This window comes from Streptomyces sp. R818, from assembly GCF_056172735.1.
Genome location: NZ_JAOCNE010000011.1, coordinates 37,175 through 58,576 on the forward strand (window position 1 = coordinate 37,175; position 21,402 = coordinate 58,576).

The window sequence follows — 21,402 nt, forward strand, 5'->3', positions numbered from 1 at the left end:
GTTGAGGCCCACCCTCCGCACAGAAAGCACCACCATGCGCATACTCGTCTGCAACGTCAACACCACCGGGACGATGACCGACGCCATCGGCGCCCAGGCGCGGTCCGTCGCCGCGCCCGGCACCGAGATCGTGGCGCTGACCCCGGCGTTCGGCGCCGAGTCGGTCGAGGGCAACTACGAGAGCTACCTCGCCGCGATCGCGGTGATGGAGACGGTGCGCGCCTACCCCGGACCGTTCGACGCCGTCATCCAGGCCGGGTACGGCGAGCACGGGCGCGAGGGGCTCCAGGAGCTGCTCGACGTGCCGGTCGTCGACATCACCGAGGCCGCCGCCTCCACCGCCCAGTACCTCGGCCACCGCTACTCCGTCGTCACCACCCTGGACCGGGCCGTGCCGCTCATCGAGGACCGGCTGAAGCTCGCCGGACTCACCGACCGGTGCGCCTCCGTGCGCGCCAGCGGCATGGCCGTGCTCGACCTCGAACGCGACCCGGACGCCGCCGTCGAGGCCATCGTCGAGGAGGCCGCCCGCGCCGTGGAGATCGACCGCGCCGAGGTCGTCTGTCTCGGCTGCGGCGGCATGGCCGAGCTGACCGAGCGGGTCAAGGAGCGCACCGGCGTCCCGGTCGTCGACGGGGTCGCCGCCGCCGTGACCGTCGCCGAGTCGCTCGTACGGCTCGGACTCACCACGTCGAAGGTGCGGACGTACGCGGCGCCCCGCGAGAAGAAGATCCGCAACTGGCCGCCGTTCATCGCGGCGTAGCGGCCGGACCGGCGGGCGGGGAGGTCAGGAGGGGGGCAGGAGAGGGGTCAGGAGGCGGCGGCCGGGGTGCTTCCGGCTGTCGCCCGGAGCGCGGCGATCGCGTCCTGGGCCGCCTGGAGCGCGCCCTTGTCGATCGTGGCGGCGGACGGCGCGCCCTTGGACTCGAAGTCGCTGCCGTTGTAGGTGACGGTCACCAGGACGTTCGCGGCGCGGGCCGTGACCACGGCCTCGCGGGTCTTCTGCTTGTCCTTGGTGGCGAGGGTCGAGGTGAGCCGGGCCGCGTCGCCGATCCGCTGCGGCGTGCCGTCGCCCTTGTCCCCGGACGTGTACGACCGCTCCGCGAGCGCGTCGGAGTCCTTCACCTCGAAGGAGACGTCGAGCCAGTGGTACTCGTAGCCCTTGAGCGCGCTCCAGGAGCAGCCGCGGCGCACCGCCTCGTCGGTCGCCGTGAGCTCCTTGCCCGCCGTCTTCGCGCCCGGCACCAGCGACGTGACCGTTTTGTCCGTCACGGCGTCGCAGGGCGTGGGCGGCTTCGCGTACGTCTTGACCGCCGCGCTCTCGCTCGGGCCGGGCGACGCGGACGCCGAGGGCCGGGGCGCCGCGTCCTTGTGCTCCTTCTCGGAGGAGTCGGAGCCGGACATCGGGCCCGTGGACCAGGCCCAGCCCACGCAGGCGAGCAGGGCGACCGGCAGGAGCCGGGCGGTCAGCATGACCGGCAGCGGGAGAGAACGCACGGCGTACGTCCCTTACTTCAGTGGGGTGGGGGCGGTCGGTTTCAGTTTCACATGACTTGCTGTGCGGCGATACCGCCACTTCCGTCACCCCGGCATCACACACCGGCACCGCACGCCGGAGCCCGCGCCGCCCTCGCGCGCCCGTCCTCGGCTCACGCGCCCGCGTCGTCCCGGCGCAGGGCCGTGACCACCCAGACGCCCGCGCGCATCCGCACGCCGCCCCCGGTCGCGTACGGACGGAGCGTGTCCTCCGGGCGAGTCGCCCCAGCGGGTCCGGACGTCGACCGGGTTCACGGCGATCCGGTGGAACGTGCGGTGCAGCGCCGCGTGGATCCGGTACGGCTCGGACAGCGAGGCCATCGCGGCGCCCGCCGCGCGCGCGTCCGGGTCCGGCTCCGCGGGCGCCGCGTCCCGGGTGCCCTCCGCGAGGCGGCGCGCGAACCGTGCGAGCACCGCGCCCTCCTCCGTCTCCGGGCCCGTCCGGCGCGGACAGACGAAGGCGAGCCTGCCGCCCTCGCGCAGGGCGCGCGCCACGTTCGCGAACGCCGCCACATGGTCCTCGAAGAACATCACGCCGCCCCGGCTGAGCGCGAGGTCGTAGGTGCCGGGGGCGAACGGGTGGGTCTGCACGTCGCCGATCTCGTACGTCGCCCCGCGCACGCCCTCCTCGTCGGTACGCGCGCGGGCGCGCTCGATGAGCGGCACCGAGATGTCGACGCCCACGGCATGCCCCGGCGCGGCGAGCAGGGCGGCCGTGCGGGTGGTGGCGCCGGCGCCGCAGCCGATGTCCAGGACACGGTCGCCGGGCGCGATCGCGGCGGCCTCGAACAGCGCCGCGTCGGCCTCGCCGAGCATCGCGTCGAAGCGGCGGTGGTGGGCGGCCCAGTGCCGGCCCAGGGGGCCGTTCCAGGCGAGTTCCTGGCGGAGGTTGGCGACTGTGGCGTGCACCGGGGCGGCGGGGGCGGCGGGGGCGGTCGGGGTGACCGGGGCGGCTGGGGTCGTCGGGGTCGTCATGGTCGTCGGGGTCATCGAGGTCAGCGGGGTGCTGGGGGTCATCGGGGCTCCAGGAGGTGGGTGACGGGCAGGGCCGACTCGATCCGGTCCACGGCGGCGAACGCCCCGTAGGCGATGAGACGCACCAGGCAGTGGTCGGTGAACGGCTGCACGCGCCACGCCGCTACGTCCTCGTCGGTGATCCGGTACGGCGCCAGCGCGGCGAGCAGCGCGAGCCGCGCCCCCGGGCGCTCGGCCCGGCCGGGCAGGTCCGGCCAGGCGGGCGCCGGATGCGAGCCGTCCCAGCGCGCCACGGTGTCCTGTACGAGGCTCAGGTCGGCGTCGTCGAGGAGGGCGGCGCCCGCTGTGGCGGCGGTGCGCAGGGCGTCGTAGGCGGGCCCGACGGAGGTGCCCGCCGCCCAGGCCGGCCCCGGGCCCGGGGAGTCGAGCAGGGCGAGCGAGGCGCCCGGGGCGTGCGCGGCGCGGACCACGCGGGCCACGCTCCGGCCGACGAGCGAGCGGACCGCCTGCACGCGCTGGGCATTGCCGGGCAGCAGGTTCTCGGCGCACAACGCGGAGACGATCCGGTTAATGAAGTGGAAGGTCAGCGCGGTGCCGAGGTGCGAGGCGAGGTCGGCACGGGCGAACGGCGGCGGTGCGAGGTTCGGGGAGCCCGGCACGCGCGTGGCGCGCCCCCACGCCAGGAGCCGCGCCGCGCGGGCGTCGTCCGGGGCGCGGTCGCGGGCCACCGCCTCGCCGAGCGCGTGGTCGCCGGTGGCGTGCAGCAGCACGGCGTGCGCGTCGACGCAGAACGGGCAGCGGTTGGCGAGGGAGGCCCCGGCCGCGACCAGCTCGCGGTCGGTACGCGAACCGCTGCCCGCGATCAGGGACTCCCGGAGCAACGCCCAGGCGGGCGCCAGCAGTTCGGGTGCCGAGGAGAGGACGACCAGGGTCGAGGGGCGTGCGATGCCGAAGTCGGTCGCGGTCTGCGCCCAGACGGCGGCCGCGGTGCCGGTGACGGACTTGGGCGACGGTGGCTCGGTGTAGCGGTACGGGCCGGGCATACGGGCTCCTTGGTCCGTGGTCACTTGCTGCGACGCCGCACAGCCTCGCCCGGCGCCCCGTACTCGGGCGTCGTACGCCGGATCCCAACTCGGCCTACTCCCGGGGGAGTAGGCGGGCGCCCGCCGCCCTTCTCGGGGCGGACGCCGATGTCAGTGGGGCGGTCTAGTGTGCCGGGCAGACGGGGGAACCGGCCGGAGGGGGCGTGGGGCGTGGGGGTGGACGAGACCATGGGTGCGGGTGCGGGTGCGGGTGCGGGTGCGGGTGCGAGTGCGAGTGCGAGTGCGGATGCGCGCGCGAGCGGGGGAGCGGGGACGGGGCGGCGGGCCGGTGCGTCGGCGGCGCCGCCCGGGCCGCGCGCGTACGTCGGGGACGCGCTGCTCGCCGTCGTGGTCGCCGCGATCGTCGTATTCGGCGCGGCACTTGGCGACGACGGCCGGGCAACGCCGCTGGATCATGTCCTGATGGTGGCGTCGGCGCTGGCCCTGGCCGGACACCGCCGGGCGCCCCGCGCCGTACTGCTCGTCTCGGCGGCCCTGACGACAGCCTACGCCGTGCACGCGCACCCCGGCACACTCGCCGCGCTGCCGGTCATCGCTGCGGTGCACACCGCGTCCCGGGCCGGGCACCGGGGGCTCGGCGCCGCTGTGGCCGGCGCCTTCCTTGCCGTCTACAGCACGCAGGACGCGCTCGCCGCCGACGGTGCGACCACGCGCGGGATGCTGCTCGCGGGCTGGTTCCTGTGCGCCGTCGTGACCGGGCTCGCCGACAAGAACTGGCAGGCGTACCTCCACCAGACCGAGCAGCGCGCCCTGGAGGCCGAGCGGACCCGCGAGGAGGCGGCGCGGCGCCGCGCCGGGGAGGAACGGCTGCGCATCGCACGGGAGTTGCACGACTCCCTCACCCACAGCATCTCCATCGTCAAGCTCCAGGCCGGGGTCGCCGTGCACCTCGCCCGCAAGCGCGGCGAGGAGATTCCGCCCGCGCTCCTCGCCATCCAGGAGGCGAGCCGCGAGGCGATGCGCGAACTGCGCGCCACGCTGGACGTCCTGCGCGCGGACGAGCCCACCGGCGACCCCGCGACCCTGGTCGAACGCGCCCGCGCGGCGGGCATCCCCGTCGACTACACGATCACGGGCCCGCGGCGCGAGGTGCCCGCGGCGCTGGACCGGGCGGCGTACCGGATCGTGCAGGAGGCCCTGACGAACGTGGCCCGGCACGCGGGCCGGGGGGCGAGCGCCGACGTACGACTGGTCTACGGCGAGTCCGAGTTGACGCTCACAGTGACGGACACCGGCACAGCGTCGGCGTCCCGCCCGGTGACCGAGGGGACGGGGCTCACGGGGATGCGGGAGCGGGTGAGCGCCCTGGGTGGCACGTTGGTCGCGGGGGCGCGTGACGGGGGCGGGTTCGAGGTACGGGCATGTCTGCCGTTCGGCGAGAAGCCGGTGGACGCGGTCCCTGATCCTGACCCGGTTCCTGACCCTGATCCGGCCGCGCGGGGCCCGGTGCGCGAGGCGGCCGCCTCGTGACCGGCCCGGCACCCCTCCCGGCGATCCGCGTCGCCCTCGTCGACGACCAAGCCCTCATGCGGGCCGGGTTCCGGGCGTTGCTCGATGCCGAGGACGGGGTCGAGGTCGTGGGGGAGGCCGGGGGCGGGGAAGAGGGGGTGCGGCTCGTGCGGGAGCGGGTGCCCGATGTCGTGCTCATGGACGTGCAGATGCCCGGCGTCAGCGGCATCGAGGCGACCCGGTGGATCGCCCAGGACCCCGCGCTCGCCCGCGTCCGCGTCGTCATGCTGACCAACTACGGCCTGGACGAGTACGTCTTCGAGGCGCTGCGCGCGGGCGCGTCCGGGTTCCTGCTCAAGGACAGCGAACCGGAGGACCTGCTCACCGGGATCGCGGTCGTGGCGCGCGGCGACGCGCTGCTCTCGCCGTCCGTCACGCGCCGCCTGATCGGCGCCTTCGTGGCCCGGCCTCCGGACCGTACGACCGCGCCGGGCCTGGAGTGCCTCACCCCGCGCGAACGGGAGGTCACCGCGCTGGCCGCACGCGGCCTCACCAACGAGGAGATCGCCGCGCACATGGTGATCAGCCCCTTCACCGCGAAGACCCACGTCAGCCGCGCCATGACCAAGCTCGGCGCCCGCGACCGGGCCCAACTCGTCGTGTTCGCCTACGAGTCGGGCCTCGTCGCCGCCCGCACACCGGACGCCGCGCGCGCGGAGCTCCGTAGGATCACGCCATGACGATCAAGGGGAAAGCGGCGCCCTGGCGCGCCGTGGGGCTCATGGCGACGGCGCTGCTCGTCGCGGCATGCGGGACACAGACGCCGGGCCCGCCCGCGGCGACGGCCGACAGCGGCGCCGGTGCGGACGGCTACCGCGTCCATGCTGACTCGCTCGACACCAGCACCCCGAGGCCGTACGGAAGCCTCGACGTGAAGGGGACGGTCCGTCCGGACGCCCCCGCGTCGGCAACCGCCCCCTCCGGCCCCTGCCCCGGCTCCGGCATGCGCGTCACCCCGGGCCCCGTCGAGGCCGCGATGGGCCTGCGCGCCCTCACCGTCACCCTCACCAACTGCGGCAAGGCCACCTTCGACCTGTACGGGTACCCGCGCCTGAAACTCCTCGACGAGGACGGGGCGCCCGTCGAGCGCGTCCGGGTCCTCGAAGGCGCCGACGCCGTCACCACCGGCATCCGCGACGACGGCCCCCGCCCCATCACCGTGCGCCCCGGCGAGGCCGCCGTCACATCGTGGGTGTGGCGCAACACCTACGACGACACGACGTACCCGCCGGTCACGGTCGAGCGTGTGGTCGTCGCCCCCGCCCTCGGCCGCGGCACCGCGACCGTCGCCCCGGACGCCGGGCTCGACCTCGGCAGCACGGGCAGACTCGGCACGACCGCCTGGCGCAAGGGCTGAGGGCGGCGGGCTAGGATCCGCACACGGTGCAGAGGAGCGCGGACACCGGGTCCGCCGTGGTGGTTGGGGGTCGGCGTGGTCGCTGGTCGTGTGGTGCGCTTCGACGGAGCGCGCGGATATGGGTTCATCGCGCCGGACGACGGCGGTGAGGACGTCTTTCTCCATGTGAACGACCTCCTCATCCCCGAGTCGTACCTGCGCACGGGGCTGAAGGTCGAGTTCGACATCGAGGAGGGCGACCGCGGCCCGAAGGCGTCGTCCGTGCAGCTCGCCGAGGGCACCCCGGTGCCGACGGCGGGACGCGCCGCGGTCGACGGCGACGACGTGCTGTGCGACGTCCTGCGCGTCGACGAGTTCACCAACGAGGTCACCGAGCTGCTGCTGCGCGCCGCGCCCTCGCTGACCGGCGAGCAGATCCTGGCGATCCGCCGCGAACTGGTGCAGAGCGGACGCAAGCACGGCTGGGTGGACAGCTGACCGACGCACACCGCACACCCCGGGGCCCGGACCGAGTCGACGTACTCGGTCCGGGCCCCGGCGCGTTGAGGCCCCTGCCGCCTGATGGCCGACGACGCCACAGCCTCGACACCGCCTCAGCACCGACGCCGCCACAGCACCTTCGAAAACCTCTCGTACGATCCCGGAAACCCGCACCCCCACCCGCTAGGAGCCCTCTTGTTCACCACCCGGCCGACTCTCCAGGGCACCTTCGGAATGGTGTCCTCCACGCACTACCTCGCCTCCCAGTCCGCGATGGCGGTCCTGGAGGACGGCGGCAACGCCTATGACGCCGCCGTCGCCGCGGGCTTCGTGCTGCACGTCGTCGAGCCGCACCTGAACGGGCCCGCGGGCGAGGTGCCGATCATCCTCGCCCCGGCCGGCGGCGAGGTGCGGGTCCTGTGCGGCCAGGGCGTCGCGCCCGCCGGGGCCACCGTCGCCCACTACAAGTCGCTCGGCCTCGACCTCGTGCCCGGCACAGGGCCCCTCGCCGCCGCCGTGCCCGGCGCCTTCGACGCCTGGATGCTCCTTCTCAAGGACCACGGCACCAAGTCCCTCGCCGAGGTCCTGAAGTACGCCGTCGGCTACGCGGAGGACGGCCACGCGCCCGTGGAGCGCGTCGGCGAGACCGTCGAGACGGTGCGGGAACTCTTCGAGACCGAGTGGCCGTCCTCGGCCGGGATCTACCTGGTCGACGGCGCGGCGCCCGCGCCCGGTGAGCTGTTCCGCAACCCGCGGCTCGCCGCCACCTGGAAGCGGCTCATAGCGGAGGCCGAGGAGGCGGGCGCCGACCGCGTCGCGCAGATCGAGGCGGCCCGGCGGATCTGGCGCGAGGGCTTCATCGCCGAGGCGCTCGTCCGCCAGTCCGCACGCCCCACCAAGGACACCAGCGGCGAGCACCACACCGGCACCCTCACCCTCGCCGACCTCGCCGCCTGGGAAGCGGCCTACGAGGCCCCGGCCACGTACGACTGGAACGGCTGGACGCTCTGCAAGGCGGGCGGCTGGAGCCAGGGCCCTGCCTTCCTCCAGCAGCTCGCCCTGCTCCCGCCCGAGCTGCCCGCGTACGGCTCCGCCGACTACGTCCACCTGCTCGTCGAGGGCTGCAAGCTCGCGATGGCGGACCGGGAGGCGTGGTACGGCGACGCGCAGGACGTCCCGGTGGACGCGTTGCTGTCCGACGACTACAACGCCGCGCGCCGCGCCCTGATCGACCCGGAGAAGGCGTCGTACGAGCTGCGCCCCGGGCGTCCGCTCGGCGCCGCGCCCCGGCTGAGCGCGCACGCGACCGCCGTCGCCGCCGGTGAGCCCGGTTTCGACGCCATGGGGGTCGCGGGCGCGGGCGAGCCCACCGTCGCCAAGAGCCCGTCCTCCCCGGTGCCGGGGGAGCCCGAGGTCTCCGCCGACGGGCTGACCCGCGGCGACACCTGCCACCTCGACATCGTCGACCGCTGGGGCAACATGGTCGCCGCGACACCGTCCGGCGGCTGGCTGCAGTCCAACCCGGTCGTGCCCGAGCTGGGCTTCCCGCTCGGCACGCGGCTGCAGATGACGTGGCTGGAGGAGGGTCTGCCGAACTCGCTCACCCCGGGCCGCCGTCCGCGCACCACCCTCACCCCGTCGCTCGCCCTGAAGGACGGCGTCCCGGTGATGGCGTTCGGCACGCCCGGCGGCGACCAGCAGGACCAGTGGCAGCTGCACTTCTTCCTGTCGGTGGCGCTGCGCCCGGCGGTCCGCGGCGGCCTCGACCTCCAGGGCGCCATCGATGCCCCGAACTGGCACAACGACTCCTTCCCCGGCTCCTTCTTCCCGCGCGGAATGCGGCCGGGGTCGGTCACCGTCGAGTCGCGGACGGACGAGGAGGTCGTCGCCGGGCTGCGCCGCCGGGGCCATGACGTGACCGTGGGGGACGCGTGGTCCGAGGGCCGGCTGTGCGCCGTCGCCCGCGACCCGCGCACGGGTGTGCTCTCGGCGGCGGCGAATCCGCGGGGGATGCAGGGGTACGCGGTCGGCCGCTGACGCCGGAGGTCAACAGTGGGTGGAATCACCGATTTCATGGTGATTCCACCCACAGTTCATCCGATCAGTACGCGTTGTCAGTGGGGCGTGTTCTCATGGAGGCATGATCGAAACAGTCACAGAAAGCATCGACGACTTTCTGACCCGCAATGTCAACGACCAGCTGGTGAGCGATGTGGAGCGGATCGTCCGCGCCGCGGCCGCCGCCGAGATCACCCCCCGCTTCCGGCAGCTCGCGGCCCACGAGATCCAGCAGAAGAGCGCCCCGCACGACCTCGTGACCGTCGCCGACAAGCGCGCCGAGGAGTACCTCACGCGCGAGCTGCCCGCCCTGCTCCCCGGCTCCGTCGTGGTGGGCGAGGAAGCGGTCGCCGCCGACCCGACGACGTACGACGCGATCCGGGGCGCGGCGCCCGTCTGGATCGTCGACCCGGTCGACGGCACCCGCCAGTTCGTCCACGGCGACCCCGGCTTCTGCACGCTCGTCGCGCTCGCGCTCGACGGCGTGGTCCTCGCGTCGTGGACGTACGCGCCCGCGCTCGACGAGTTCGCGGTGGCGGTCCGCGGCCGGGGCGCGCGGCTCAACGGCCGCGTCCTTCCCGCGGGCGCGCCCGCGCCGGGCCGCGCCCTGCGCGTCGCCACCTCGCACCCCGACTTCACCACCGACGCCCAGAAGCGCGCCCTGCTCGGCCTGCGCACCGAGGGCGTTGCACCGCGCCCGTGCGGCTCGGCGGGCCTGGAGTACCTGGCGATAGCCCGCGGCGATCTCGAAGCGGTCGCCTTCGGCTGGGAGCTGGCCTGGGACCACGCCGCCGGACTGCTCCTCGTCGAGGAGACGGGCGGCGCGCACCTCACCCGGGACGGCCTCCCGTTCGCGATCACCGGCGGGAACGCGCTGCCGTTCACGGCGGCACGGGACGCGGCCACGGCGCGCCGGATCGCCGGTCTCCTCGCGGACGGCGCCTGACCTCGCACCTCACCCGTCCGCCGCTGCCCGGCGGGCGGGCACCCGCGCCCGGTGGTGTCGGTGGTGCGGCATATCCTGTGCGGGCAGTGGCCGTCGGCTGACGAAGGAGTCCGAAGGTGCCGTCGATGCTCGATGCCGTCGTGGTCGGTGCGGGGCCCAACGGTCTGACCGCCGCGGTCGAACTGGCCAGGCGGGGCTTCTCCGTGGCCCTCTTCGAGGCCGGGTCCACCGTCGGGGGCGGCGCCCGCACCGAGGAACTCACCCTGCCCGGCTTCCGCCACGACCCCTGCTCGGCGGCGCACCCGCTGGGCGTCAACTCCCCGGCGTTCAGGGCGATGCCGCTGGAGCGGTACGGCCTCGACTGGGTCCACCCCGAGCTGCCGATGGCGCACCCGTTCCCCGACGGCACGGCCGCCGTCCTCGCCCGCTCCGTCGCCGAGACCGCCGCCTCCTTCGGGGCGCGGGACGCGGGCGCCTACCGGCGTCTGGTCGAACCCCTCCTGCCGCACTGGGACGCCCTGGTGCGGGACTTCATGTCCCTGCCGCTCAGCGCGCTGCCCCGGGACCCGCTCGCCCTCGCCCGGTTCGGCCTGCGCGGACTGCCGCCCGCGACCTGGCTGATGCGCCGCTTCCGCGATGAGCGGGCCGGCGCCCTGTTCTCCGGGCTCGTCGCCCACACCATCGCCCCGCTCGGCGGCTTCGCCACGTCGGCGATAGGGCTCGTCTTCGCGCTCGCCGCCCACGCGCGCGGGTGGCCGCTGGCGCGCGGCGGCTCCCAGTCCCTCTCCGACGCGCTCGCCGCGTACCTGAAGGACCTCGGCGGCGTCATCCACACCGACTACACGGTCAAACGCCTCGACGACCTGCCGCCCGCCCGCGCCTACGTCTTCGACACCTCGCCGACCGCCCTCGCGCGGATCGCGGGGCTCGGCCGTTACTACGACCGGTTCCGGTACGGGGCGAGCGTCTTCAAGCTCGACTACGCGCTCGACGGGCCGGTGCCCTGGACCGCGCCGGAGGCCCGGAAGGCGGGCACCGTGCAGGTCGGCCCGTACCGGCGGGACATCGACAAGGCGCTGCGTGCCGCGTCGGTCGAGGGCCGGGCGCCCGAGGCGCCGTTCCTCATCACCGTGCAGCCGAGCGTCGTCGACCCGTCCCGCGCGCCCGAGGGCAAGCACACGTTCTGGGCCTACGGGCACGTGCCGAACGGCTGGGACGGTGACCTCACCGACGCCGTCGAGCGTCAACTGGAGCGGTTCGCCCCCGGGTTCAGGGATCTGATTCTCGCCCGTGCCACCGCGGGGCCGCCCGAACTCGCCGTGCGCAACGCCAACTACGTGGGCGGCGACATCTCCTGCGGCTCCGTCGGCGGCCTCCAGCTCCTGCTCCGGCCCAGACTGTCCCTCTCCCCGTACACGACCCCGCACCCGGCCGTCTTCCTCTGCTCCTCGGCGACCCCGCCGGGGCCCGGTGTGCACGGCATGTCCGGGCACAACGCGGCGAAGGCCGTCTGGCGCAGACTGCGAGCGACATGAGTACGCGACTGACCCTCGTCCAGGGCGACATCACGCGGCAGGACGTCGACGCCGTGGTCAACGCGGCGAACTCGTCGCTGCTCGGCGGCGGGGGAGTCGACGGGGCCATTCACCGGCGGGGCGGGCCCGAAATCCTTGCCGCGTGCCGGGCGCTGCGTGCGTCCCACTACGGCAAGGGGCTGGCGACCGGCCAGGCCGTGGCCACCACGGGGGGCCGGCTTCCGGCCCGCCATGTCATCCACACGGTCGGGCCCCGCTGGTCCGCCACCGAGGACCGGTCGGAGCTGCTCGCCTCCTGCTACCGGGAGTCGCTGAAGGTGGCGGCTGAGCTGGGGGCGCGTACGGTTGCGTTTCCCGCGATCTCCACGGGGATCTATGGGTGGCCCCTGGACGACGGGGCGCGGATCGCGGTGGAGACGGTTCGGGGGGGCGGTCCCTGCCGGGATAGAGGAGGTGCGGTTCGTGCTGTTCGACGAACCAGCACGCCTGGCTTTCGCCGGGTACCTGGACTGAGCTGTTCGGGGCGGGCGCGCTGAACCGGCGCCTCTGAGAACCCCGGCTCCCGGGTGCGGGTCTCGTCGTGGCTGGTCGCGCAGTTCCTCGCGCCCCTTTGTGGGCCGGTGCCGGTGGGCCCGTGCGGGTCTCGTCGTGGCTGGTCGCGCCGTTCCCCGCGCCCCTTTGTGGGCCGGTGGCCACGTGCCGGTTTGGTCGTGGCTGGTTGCGCGGTTCCTCGCGCCCCTTTGTGGGCCGGTGCCGGTGGGCCCGTGCCGGTTTCGTCGTGGCTGGTCGCGCCGTTCCCCGCGCCCCTTGGTGGGCCGGTGGCTCCGTGCGGGTTTCGTCGTGGCTGGGCGCGCCGTTCCCCGCGCCCCTTGGTGGGCCGGTGGGCCTGTGCGGGTTTCGTTGTGGCTGGGCGCGCCGTTCCTCGCGCCCCTGAGAGGCGCACTTCGTGCGTCCTCTCGGGCGCGCCGGTGCCGCGTGATGGGTTGCGTCCTGCGGCGGAGCCGCTGTTGGGCGGCGGTCGTGACCCCGTGTACGCGGGTTGAGGGCCATGTCGGATTCCCGCCAGCCAGGCCGCTCACCATGCCCGATGCTGGACCCATGCCCACCGCCGAGCACGCCTCCTACGCCAGCGCCCCGCGCACCGACCCCACCCGCGGGAGCGACCACCGCATCGCCGCCATGCACACCGACACCGAGCGGTGCGTTCAGGCCGTGCAGGCCAAGGACACCCGGTTCGACGGGGTGTTCTTCACCGCCGTCGTGACCACCCGTATCTACTGCCGGCCCGGCTGTCCCGTCGTGCCGCCCAAGGCGCGGAACATGCGGTTCTATCCGAGCGCCGCCGCCTGTCAGCAGGCCGGGTTCCGGGCCTGCAAGCGGTGTCGGCCCGATACCAGTCCCGGGTCGCCGGAGTGGAATCAGCGGGCCGATCTCACCGCCCGCGCGATGCGGCTGATCGCCGACGGGACCGTGGACCGGGAGGGCGTTCCGGGGCTGGCCGGCCGGCTCGGGTACAGCGTGCGGCAGATCGAGCGGCAGCTCCTCGCCGAGCTGGGCGCCGGGCCGCTCGCGCTCGCCCGCGCGCAACGCGCCCAGACCGCGCGGCTGCTGATCGAGACGACCGCGCTGCCGATGGCGGACATCGCCTTCGCGGCCGGGTTCTCCTCCATCCGCACCTTCAACGACACCGTCCGCGAGGTCTTCGCCCTCTCCCCGAGCGAGCTGCGCACCCGCGCGCCCCAGGGACTGCCGAGCGCGCCCGGCGCGATCACGCTCAGGCTGCCGTTCCGCGCGCCCCTCACCCCCGACAACCTCTTCGGCCACCTCGCGGCGACCGCCGTGCCAGGGGTCGAGGAGTGGCGGGACGGGGCGTACCGGCGCACGCTGCGGCTCCCGTACGGGCACGGCATCGTGACCCTGACCCCGGGCGCCGAGCGGCACATCGGGTGCCGGCTCGTCCTCACCGACCAGCGCGATCTGACCGTCGCCATCAGCCGCTGCCGCCGCCTGCTCGACCTCGACGCCGACCCGGTCGCCGTGGACGAACGGCTGCGCGCCGACCCGCTGCTGGCGCCGCTCGTCGACAAGGCGCCGGGCCGCCGGGTCCCGCGCACGGTCGACGAGGCCGAGTTCGCGGTCCGCGCCGTGCTCGGGCAGCAGGTCTCCACCGCCGCCGCCCGCACCCACGCGGCCCGCCTCGTCCAGGGGCACGGCGAACCGGTCGACGACCCCGAGGGCGGCCTCACGCACCTCTTCCCGACGCCGGAGGCCCTCGCCTCGCTCGACCCGGAGGCCCTCGCGCTCCCGCGCACGCGCCGGACCACGCTCATCACCCTCGTACGCCGACTCGCCGACGGAGAGCTGACGCTCGGCCCCGAGTCCGACTGGGACGAGGCGCGCGCCCGCCTCGCCGCACTGCCCGGCTTCGGGCCCTGGACCATCGAGGCCATCGCCATGCGCGCCCTCGGCGACCCGGACGCCTTCCTCCCCACCGACCTCGGGATGCGGCGCGCCGCACGGGAGCTGGGCCTGCCGCACACCCCGGCGGCGCTCACCGCGCGGGCGGCGGCCTGGCGCCCTTGGCGCGCGTACGCCGTCCAGTACCTCTGGGCGACCGACAGTCACCCGATCAACTTCCTCCCCAGCTAGCGAAAGGAACGTACGGCCATGGAAAGCAAGCAGTACACCGTCGTCGACAGCCCCTACGGCGCGCTCACCCTCGTCGCCACCGACGGCACGCTCTCCGGTCTCTACATGACCGAACAGCGCCACCGCCCCGCCGAGGAGACGTTCGGCGCGCGCGACGAGCGCCCCTTCGGCGCCGTCATCGACCAGCTGAACGCGTACTTCGCCGGCGAGCTGATCACCTTCGACGTGCCGCTGCACCTGCACGGCACGCCGTTCCAGCGCTCCGTCTGGGAGCAGCTCCAGCAGATCCCGTACGGCGAGACCCGTACGTACGGCGAGCTGGCCGCCGCCCTCGGCAACCCGGCCGCCTCCCGCGCCGTGGGCCTCGCCAACGGCAAGAACCCGGTCGGTGTCATCGTCCCGTGCCACCGGGTGATCGGCGCGAGCGGCGGCCTCACCGGGTACGGCGGCGGCCTGGAGCGCAAGCGCCGCCTGCTCGACTTCGAGCGCGGCACGGCGCTTTTCTGAGGCCTCTTCTAGGGCTTGGCCTCCGCGTCCACCGGCTTGGGGATGAGCAGGGAGGTGCACAGCGCCGCCACGATCAGCACGAGCCCGGCGATGACACCGGCGCTGTACCCGCCGACGGACGTCCCGTCGGCGGGGGCGACCGCGTCCATCACCGCGTACAGGAGGACGAAGCTGAGGCCCGCGCCCAGGTTGAAGCAGCCCGCGTTCAGGCCCGGCAGGAAGCCCGGGTTCTCCTTGGGGGAGAGGAGGATGCCGAGGCCGTTGAGCATGATGTTGACCGTGCCCGCGTAGGTCGCGCCGAGCAGGATCGACGAGGCGAGCAGCAGGCCCGAGGAGTCGGTCCGCAGGGTCAGCAGGGCGAGCACCGTCGCGACGGCCGTCGAGATCAGGCCGATGCGCAGGACGCGGCCGTAGCCGAAGCCCGCCGCGAGCCGTCCGGCCAGCGGGCCCATGGCGAGGCCCGCGAGCGCGTAGGGCGTGAGGGTCCACCAGGTGGCGCCCTCGGCGCCCAGGCCGAGGCCGACGCCGGCGTCCTGGGCGAAGCCCGGCAGCAGCCCGTTCATGATGGCGAAGACGCCGGTCATGGTCAGCATGGTGGAGAGGAGCAGTGACCAGGTGGCGCGCCGCTTCAGCAGGTGCGTGGCGATCAACGGCGTACGGGTACGGGTCTCGAGCCGCCAGAACGCCCAGAACGCGAGCGCGGCCAGGACGAGGAGCCCGATGGCCAGCGGCCAGTTGGCGTCGGCGAGCTTGCCCGCCTCGTTGAAGGCGATGAGCAGCGCGCCGACGGAGACGACCAGGAGGGCGACGCCGGGCCAGTCCATCGGCGGGCGCTCCTCCGCGCGCGACTCGGACGCGAGGAAGCGGACGAGGACGGCGGCGAGCGCCGCGAACGCGGTCATGACCCAGAAGATCGACGCGTAACCGTGGTGCTCGGCGAGCGAACCGCCCGCGAACGAGTCGACGCCCGCGATACCGCCGTTGACCGCCGTGACCAGGCCGAGCAGGGTCCCGTACCGCTTCGGGTCGGGGACCTCGACGCGCAGCATGATCAGCGCGAGCGGGATGGTGGGGCCCGACGCGCCCTGGATGACGCGGCCGACGGCGAGCGTGCCGACCGACGTGGCGAGCGCGGAGATCACGCAGCCGACCGCCATCAGGACCATCATCCCGGTGAGCACCTTGCGGCGGCCGATCAGGTCGCCGAGGCGCGGCAGGAACAGCGAGAACAGCGCGGCGGCCGTGAAGAACGCCGTCTGGGTGACGCCGACGGCCGAGGCCGTGGTGTGCAGCTCGTCGGCCATCGTGGACAGCGCGGGGCTGAGCATCGACGCGTTGAGCTGGAAGGCGAAACTGGCCGCGAGCAGTGCGGCCATCAGGGCGCCGACCCGGGCGGGGCGGCCCGTACGGGGGCCGCCGGCCGGGGTGTGGGGGGTGGCGTCGACGCTCATGCCGCCGGGTCTCCGATGCGGACGAGGGCGTCCACGACGAGGTTCCAGAACCGCTCGTGGTCGAGGTCGACGGCGACCTGGGTGTGGCAGTCGTCGGGCGCGGGGGCACGCAGGTCGGTGACGGTCATGCCGAGGGTGAGCGTGCCGCGCAGCTCGATGTCGACGGGCGCCTTGCGTACGGTCATGACGTTCGGGTCGATCACGTACGCGACGGCGCACGGGTCGTGCACGGGCGGGTGCTCGAAGCCCTGGTTCTCGCGGTAGGCCTCGCGGAAGAACTCCAGGAGATCGAGGACGAACGCGGCCGGCTTGGTGCCGACGGCCGCGATCTTCTTCTCGACCTCGGGGGTGGCGAGCGCCTGGTGGGTGAGGTCGAGGCCGACCATCGTGACCGGCCACTTCTCGTTGAAGACGATGTGGGCGGCCTCGGGGTCGATGACGATGTTGAACTCGGCGACCGGGCGCCAGTTGCCCTCGTGGAAACCGCCGCCCATCAGCACGACCTCGCGCACGCGCTCCGCGATGCGGGGCTCCTTGCGCACGGCGAGCGCGATGTTGGTCAGGCCCGCGGTCGGCACGATGGTGATCTCGCCGGGCTCGTGCGCCATGACGGTGTCGATGATGAGGTCGACGGCGTGCCGGTCGTCCAGCTCGGTGGTTGCCTCGGCCAGCTCGGGTCCGTCCATGCCGGTGTCGCCGTGGATCTCGGCGGCGGTCTCGATCTCGCGCACCAGCGGTCGCGCGCAGCCCGCCGCGAAGGGCACACCCGTGATCCCGGCGATGGCGGCCACCGAGAGGGCGTTGCGGGTCACCTTCTCCAGGGTCTGGTTCCCGACGACGGTCGTCACCGCGACCAGGTCGATGTCGGGGTTGCCGTGCGCGAGGAGCATGGCGATCGCGTCGTCGTGCCCCGGGTCGCAGTCGAGAATGATCTTCCTGGCCAACGGAATGAGCCCCTTTGCTCCGAAAAACTGTCCACGGACAGCTCACCTGTCACAGGCTGTGTTGTCAACGCGCGTAGATGACCAAGATGTGGCGGTCTGGTTCGTGCGGACGTCCAAGGAAGTGGAGGCGAGCCTTCCACAACGATCCTAGAGGTGGATCAGCGCCACCGTCCGCTCGGCCAGTTCGCTGATCCGCACCCCGTCGAAGCCGAAGACCGCGCTGCGGACCCGGTCCTCGAGGGGCGCCGCCCACTGCCCGGGAACGGCCTCGGCCCCGCACAGGACACCGGCCACGGACCCGGCCGTCGCCCCGTTGGAGTCGGTGTCGAGACCGCCGCGCACCGTCAGGGCGAGGGTGTGGGTGAAGTCGCCGCCGCCGTACAGCAGCGCGGCGGTGATCACGGCGGCGTTCGGGACCGTGTGGATCCAGCCGAGCCCCGCCGTCTCCCGCTCCACCGTGACGAGCGTCTCCTCCCAGCTCAGACGCGCGTCGTGCAGCGACGTCGTACGGCGCACCACACGGGCGAGGCGGCTGCTCGCCGGGATCGTGGTCAGCGCCGCGTCGAGCGCGGCCCGCGCGGACGGCGCCGTGAACGCGGCGGCCACCAGCGCCGCCGCCCACATCGCGCCGTAGACCCCGTTCCCGGTGTGCGAGAGCACCGCGTCGCGGCGGGCCAGGTAGGCGGCCCGGCGCGGATCACCGGGCGAGATCCAGCCGTAGACGTCAGCGCGGATCAGCGCGCCGATCCACTCCTGGTAGGGGTTGTCGTACGTGGCCGTCAGCGGCGGCTTCAGCCCGTTCGCCAGATTGCGGTACGCGGCGCGCTCCGCCGTGAACGTCTGCAGGTACGGAAGGCGCAGCAGCCACACCTCGCCCACCTGCTCGGTGCTGAACGCGGAGCCGAAGGTTTCGAGGAGGTGCAGGTTCAGGATCGCGTAGTCCACGTCGTCGTCCCGGCAGCTGCCGTGCACCCGGCCCCGTACGCACCGCTGCCACTCGGGGCGCAGCGCCGAGGCGATCTCCTCCGACGGGGGCTGGGGGAGGTAGTCGGTCAGCGGCAGCGCTTCCGCCTCGCGCAGATAGCGGTCGATGCGGGTCCGCGTCCACACCTCGCCCTGCTCGACCGGCTTGCCGAGCATGTTCCCGGCGACGCGGCCGAGCCAGCCGCCGAGGACGCGGTCGGCGAGGGCGTCCTCGGTGAGCGCGGGGCGGGCGGGAGGGGCCGTCGGCGTCATGAACCCGGTCTACTCGCTTCCCACCCCGCCTGCCAGTGCCCCTGGTCAGCCCGTGGGCGCCCCTGGGCAGCGGGCCCCTGTTGCGGTTAAGGTCGCAGCGGCGCGACTGCCTTGACGCGAGCAAGGCCCGAAACAGCAAGGGGAGCAAGGTGGCGGACGCTGCACAGGCCGCGCGACGCGTGTTGATCGCTGCGGACAAGTTCAAGGGGTCGCTCACCGCGGTGCAGGTCGCCGAGCGGGTGAGCGCGGGGCTGCGCCGGGTCGCGCCGGACGTCGAGATCGCGTCCGTGCCGGTCGCGGACGGCGGGGACGGCACCGTCGCGGCGGCGGTCGCGGCCGGGTTCGAGCGCCGTGAGGTCCGGGTGACCGGGCCGCTGGGTGAGCCGGTGACGGCGGCGTACGCGCTGCGCGGCTCCACGGCCGTGGTGGAGATGGCGGAGGCGTCGGGCCTCCAACTCCTGCCCGAGGGCGTCTTCGCCCCGCTCACCGCCACGACGTACGGCTCCGGTGAGGTCATCGCCGCCGCGCTCGACGCGGGGGCCACGTCCATCGTCTTCGGCGTCGGGGGCAGTGCCACGACCGACGGCGGGGCGGGGATGCTGGCCGCGCTCGGGGCGCGTTTCCTGGACGCGTCGGGGGCGGAGGTCGGGCCGGGTGGTGGCGCGCTGGCCTCCCTGGCCTCCGCGGACCTGTCAGGTCTCGACCCGCGCCTTTCCTCGGTGTCCGTCGTCCTCGCCAGCGATGTCGACAATCCGCTCACCGGGCCCAAGGGCGCGCCCGCGGTCTACGGTCCCCAGAAGGGTGCCTCGCCCGAGGACGTGGCCGAACTCGACGCGGCGCTCTCTCACTTCGCGAAGGTGCTCGGGGAGTGTGTCGGGCCTCAGGCGCTTGAGTACGCGGAGTCGCCGGGGGCGGGGGCCGCCGGGGGGATCGGGTACGGAGCCCTTGTCGGGCTCGGGGCGAGTTTCCGGGCCGGGATCGAGGTCATGCTCGACGTCCTCGGGTTCGGGCCGGCGCTCGAAGGGGCCACGCTCGTCATCACCGGTGAAGGGTCTCTGGACGAGCAGACTCTGCACGGCAAGGCGCCGGCGGGTGTGGCGTCCGCCGCGCGCGCGGCCGGCATCGAGGTCGTCGCGGTCTGCGGCCGCCTGGCCCTCGACCCGTCCACGCTCGGCCGGGCCGGCATTCGCCGCGCCTACGCGTTGACCCAGCTCGAACCGGACGTCTCGCGTTGCATCGCGGAGGCGGGGCCGATTCTGGAGGACGTGGCTGAGCGGATCGCGACGGATTTCCTCGGCTGAGGGTGCGCGGGGCGGACCTGTTGTGCGCAGTTCCCCGCGCCCCTAGGCGTCTGCCCCTGTCGCGCCATTGACGTGTGCGAGCCGCGTCGTGGCTGGTCGCGCAGTTCCCCGCGCCCCTGGGGGCTGCCCCTGTCGCGTTGTTGATGGGTGCGAGCCGCGTCGTGGCTGGTCGCGCCGTTCCCCGCGCCCCTGAAGGGTGTTGGTGCGGTCGCAGTGTCGTCGTGACTGCGCGACGGCGCCCCCGAGATGGCGCACGAAGTGCGCATCTCAGGGGCGCGGGGAACGGCGCGCCCAGCCACGACGGCGCCGCGGCCGCCCCCAGAGAAGACAGCGCACGAAGTGCGCGTCCCGGGGGCGCGGGGAACTGCGCGAGCGACCATGACGGCGCGGCAGCCGCCCACTCACCTCCAGGGGCGCGGGGAACTGCGCGAGCGGCCACGACGGCGCGGCAGCCGCCCACTCACCTCCAGGGGCGCGGGGAACTGCGCGAGCGACCATGACGGCGCGGCAGCCGCCCACTCACCCCCAGGGGCGCGGGGAACTGCGCGAGCGGCCACGATGGGAGGCGCGGGCGTTCGGCCGGGCTGTCGGGGCTACGGCGCGTGTGACAAGCGGTACGCGTCCAGTGCCAGTGTCATCTCCATCAGGTCCCGCGGCCGGGACAACGACCGCGAGGTCAACTGCTCCAGCCGGCGCAGCCGGTTGAACACAGTGTTCCGGTGACAGTACAACCGCCCAGCCGCCCGCCCGGCGGAACCTTCGCAGGCCAGCCACGCATCCAAGGTCTCCAACAACACAGCCCGATCGGCGGGTTCGAGCGAGAGCAGCTCGCCGAAGACCCCGGCGACGAGGCGCTGCGCCAGATCGGGCTGGCTCACCACGAGCGCCGTGGGCATGCGTTGGTCGAGCCGGACGACACCCGCCGTCTGCGGAGGACACGTCCGCAGCGCCAGCTCCGCGAGCCGCCGCGCATGCCCCAGTTCGGCCAACCCCGTGACGACCGGGCTCAGCCCACCCGGCCCCGGGCACCGCCCGTCGAGCAGCGCCGCCAACTCCTCCAGCTCACGCCCCGCGCCGAGCGCCACCACCCCCAGCTCACCATCCGCCCGCATCCGCCAGACGAACCGGAACCCCGGGTCCTGGATCCGCCGGTGGAACGCCTCCCGCCCGTCCCGCCGCTCGACCCGGAGCACGACGACCGCGTACGGCCCGTGCTCGGGCAGATCGAGCCCGGCCGCGGCCCGCGCGGCGAGCCCCGGCGCGGGCCGCCCTTCCAGCAACGCGTCGAGCAGCGCCTGCATCTGTTCGTCCGTGCGCCGCCGCAACTCCAGCTCCGTCGCCCGGTACGCCTCCGACGCCGCCTCCGCCTGCGCGTCGACCGCCGCCCACACCATCGTCGCGGACCGCATGAGGGCGGAGAGCCGGTCGGGCTCGCGGCCCGCGCTCTCCATCAGGGCGTCCCAGACGAGGTAGCCCGCGTTGCGGTACGCGTGCACCAGCAGGTCCAGGGGCAGGCCCTGGCCCGCCCGGCGCCGCCCCGCCTCCTCCGCGTACGCCAGATCCCGCCGGGGCGAGTCGCGCGGCGCGGAGATCGTCTCGATGCCGATCCGCATCGTCTCCTCGGCCTCGCGCCACTGGACGTCGTACGGCAGCACGCGCGCGTACACGTCGGAGAACGCGGTCAGCTGCCGCAGATGCTCGTCGACCAGCTCGGGCACCCGTTCGAGCAGCGTGGTGCACGCCTCCTTCAGGAGCTTCCAGTCCTGCCCGGTGCGATGCCTGCGCCCGCCCATCGCCCCTCCCCAACACCTCGTA

The 21,402-nt window shown here is 74.1% G+C and carries 18 protein-coding genes and 1 pseudogene; 12 read left to right on the forward strand and 7 right to left on the reverse strand.

What is annotated here, in order from left to right; translation table 11 throughout:
* Positions 1-34: 34 nt before the first annotated feature.
* Positions 35-763, forward strand: a complete 729-nt coding sequence (locus tag N5I75_RS25020; protein WP_476680816.1) for an aspartate/glutamate racemase family protein — start codon at positions 35-37, stop codon at positions 761-763.
* 47 nt (positions 764-810) lie between these two features.
* Here N5I75_RS25020 and N5I75_RS25025 read toward each other — a convergent pair whose 3' ends face one another.
* The 3 genes from N5I75_RS25025 to N5I75_RS25035 form a co-directional block, all read right to left on the reverse strand.
* Positions 811-1,497, reverse strand: a complete 687-nt coding sequence (locus N5I75_RS25025) for a hypothetical protein (RefSeq protein WP_476680818.1) — start codon at positions 1,495-1,497, stop codon at positions 811-813.
* Between the two features lie 84 nt (positions 1,498-1,581).
* Positions 1,582-2,553 (reverse strand): class I SAM-dependent methyltransferase, encoded by a 972-nt coding sequence (locus tag N5I75_RS25030; protein ID WP_476680820.1) that lies wholly within the window; start codon positions 2,551-2,553, stop codon positions 1,582-1,584.
* Positions 2,550-3,554, reverse strand: a complete 1,005-nt coding sequence (locus tag N5I75_RS25035) for a carboxymuconolactone decarboxylase family protein (RefSeq protein WP_476680822.1) — start codon at positions 3,552-3,554, stop codon at positions 2,550-2,552. Before N5I75_RS25035 ends, N5I75_RS25030 begins: the two co-directional genes overlap by 4 nt.
* Positions 3,555-3,764: 210 nt before the next feature.
* Between N5I75_RS25035 and N5I75_RS25040 the strand changes: the two genes are divergently transcribed.
* The 10 genes and pseudogenes from N5I75_RS25040 to N5I75_RS25085 all read left to right on the forward strand — a co-directional run bounded on the left by N5I75_RS25040 (position 3,765) and on the right by N5I75_RS25085 (position 14,655).
* A complete protein-coding gene (locus N5I75_RS25040; protein WP_476680824.1) occupies positions 3,765-5,084 on the forward strand; it encodes a sensor histidine kinase in 1,320 nt (439 codons plus the stop codon).
* The gene (locus N5I75_RS25045; protein ID WP_476680826.1) at positions 5,081-5,803 is read left to right on the forward strand and encodes a response regulator; all 723 of its coding nucleotides are present in this window, start codon (positions 5,081-5,083) and stop codon (positions 5,801-5,803) included. The genes N5I75_RS25040 and N5I75_RS25045 overlap by 4 nt, the downstream gene beginning before the upstream one ends.
* Positions 5,800-6,480 carry a DUF4232 domain-containing protein gene (locus N5I75_RS25050; protein WP_476680828.1) on the forward strand — a complete coding sequence of 227 codons (681 nt, stop codon included), beginning with the start codon at positions 5,800-5,802 and terminating at the stop codon, positions 6,478-6,480. The genes N5I75_RS25045 and N5I75_RS25050 overlap by 4 nt, the downstream gene beginning before the upstream one ends.
* Positions 6,481-6,555: 75 nt before the next feature.
* A complete protein-coding gene (locus tag N5I75_RS25055; protein ID WP_476680830.1) occupies positions 6,556-6,957 on the forward strand; it encodes a cold-shock protein in 402 nt (133 codons plus the stop codon).
* A 198-nt stretch (positions 6,958-7,155) separates the two neighbouring features.
* Entirely contained in the window at positions 7,156-8,997 is a 1,842-nt protein-coding gene (locus N5I75_RS25060; protein WP_476680832.1) for a gamma-glutamyltransferase family protein, read from the forward strand.
* Between the two features lie 103 nt (positions 8,998-9,100).
* Entirely contained in the window at positions 9,101-9,964 is an 864-nt protein-coding gene (locus N5I75_RS25065; RefSeq protein ID WP_476680834.1) for an inositol monophosphatase family protein, read from the forward strand.
* Positions 9,965-10,080: 116 nt separating this feature from the next.
* On the forward strand, positions 10,081-11,499 hold the full coding sequence (locus N5I75_RS25070; protein WP_476680836.1) for a phytoene desaturase family protein: 1,419 nt from the start codon (positions 10,081-10,083) through the stop codon (positions 11,497-11,499).
* Positions 11,496-12,012 (forward strand): annotated as a pseudogene (locus tag N5I75_RS25075) (O-acetyl-ADP-ribose deacetylase). The gene N5I75_RS25070 and the pseudogene N5I75_RS25075 overlap by 4 nt, the downstream one beginning before the upstream one ends.
* Before the next feature lie 666 nt (positions 12,013-12,678).
* Positions 12,679-14,148 (forward strand): AlkA N-terminal domain-containing protein, encoded by a 1,470-nt coding sequence (locus N5I75_RS25080; protein WP_476681270.1) that lies wholly within the window; start codon positions 12,679-12,681, stop codon positions 14,146-14,148.
* Positions 14,149-14,166: 18 nt separating this feature from the next.
* Entirely contained in the window at positions 14,167-14,655 is a 489-nt protein-coding gene (locus N5I75_RS25085) for a methylated-DNA--[protein]-cysteine S-methyltransferase (protein WP_476680838.1), read from the forward strand.
* An 8-nt stretch (positions 14,656-14,663) separates the two neighbouring features.
* Here N5I75_RS25085 and uriT read toward each other — a convergent pair whose 3' ends face one another.
* From uriT to N5I75_RS25100, 3 genes are all read right to left on the reverse strand, one after another.
* Positions 14,664-16,106, reverse strand: a complete 1,443-nt coding sequence (uriT, locus tag N5I75_RS25090) for a uridine transporter UriT (RefSeq protein ID WP_476680840.1) — start codon at positions 16,104-16,106, stop codon at positions 14,664-14,666.
* Positions 16,103-17,050, reverse strand: a complete 948-nt coding sequence (gene uriH, locus N5I75_RS25095) for a uridine-preferring nucleoside hydrolase UriH (protein WP_476680842.1) — start codon at positions 17,048-17,050, stop codon at positions 16,103-16,105. The genes uriT and uriH overlap by 4 nt, the downstream gene beginning before the upstream one ends.
* A 147-nt stretch (positions 17,051-17,197) precedes the next feature.
* A complete protein-coding gene (locus tag N5I75_RS25100) occupies positions 17,198-18,286 on the reverse strand; it encodes an ADP-ribosylglycohydrolase family protein (protein WP_476680844.1) in 1,089 nt (362 codons plus the stop codon).
* A gap of 149 nt (positions 18,287-18,435) precedes the next feature.
* Between N5I75_RS25100 and N5I75_RS25105 the strand changes: the two genes are divergently transcribed.
* Positions 18,436-19,587, forward strand: coding sequence for a glycerate kinase (locus N5I75_RS25105; protein ID WP_476680846.1), 1,152 nt, complete (start codon positions 18,436-18,438; stop codon positions 19,585-19,587).
* 593 nt (positions 19,588-20,180) lie between these two features.
* Here N5I75_RS25105 and N5I75_RS25110 read toward each other — a convergent pair.
* Entirely contained in the window at positions 20,181-21,380 is a 1,200-nt protein-coding gene (locus tag N5I75_RS25110; protein WP_476680847.1) for a PucR family transcriptional regulator, read from the reverse strand.
* Positions 21,381-21,402 lie beyond the last annotated feature (22 nt).

Bases quoted from the DNA above. Each gene is read 5' to 3' on its own strand.
- N5I75_RS25020 (WP_476680816.1), top strand. From the start codon at position 35: ATGCGCATACTCGTCTGCAACGTCAACACCACCGGGACGATGACCGAC.
- N5I75_RS25030 (WP_476680820.1), bottom strand. From the start codon at position 2,553: ATGACCCCCAGCACCCCGCTGACCTCGATGACCCCGACGACCATGACG.
- N5I75_RS25035 (WP_476680822.1), bottom strand. From the start codon at position 3,554: ATGCCCGGCCCGTACCGCTACACCGAGCCACCGTCGCCCAAGTCCGTC.
- N5I75_RS25050 (WP_476680828.1), top strand. From the start codon at position 5,800: ATGACGATCAAGGGGAAAGCGGCGCCCTGGCGCGCCGTGGGGCTCATG.
- N5I75_RS25065 (WP_476680834.1), top strand. From the start codon at position 9,101: ATGATCGAAACAGTCACAGAAAGCATCGACGACTTTCTGACCCGCAAT.
- N5I75_RS25080 (WP_476681270.1), top strand. From the start codon at position 12,679: ATGCACACCGACACCGAGCGGTGCGTTCAGGCCGTGCAGGCCAAGGAC.
- N5I75_RS25085 (WP_476680838.1), top strand. From the start codon at position 14,167: ATGGAAAGCAAGCAGTACACCGTCGTCGACAGCCCCTACGGCGCGCTC.
- uriT (WP_476680840.1), bottom strand. From the start codon at position 16,106: ATGAGCGTCGACGCCACCCCCCACACCCCGGCCGGCGGCCCCCGTACG.
- N5I75_RS25100 (WP_476680844.1), bottom strand. From the start codon at position 18,286: ATGACGCCGACGGCCCCTCCCGCCCGCCCCGCGCTCACCGAGGACGCC.
- N5I75_RS25110 (WP_476680847.1), bottom strand. From the start codon at position 21,380: ATGGGCGGGCGCAGGCATCGCACCGGGCAGGACTGGAAGCTCCTGAAG.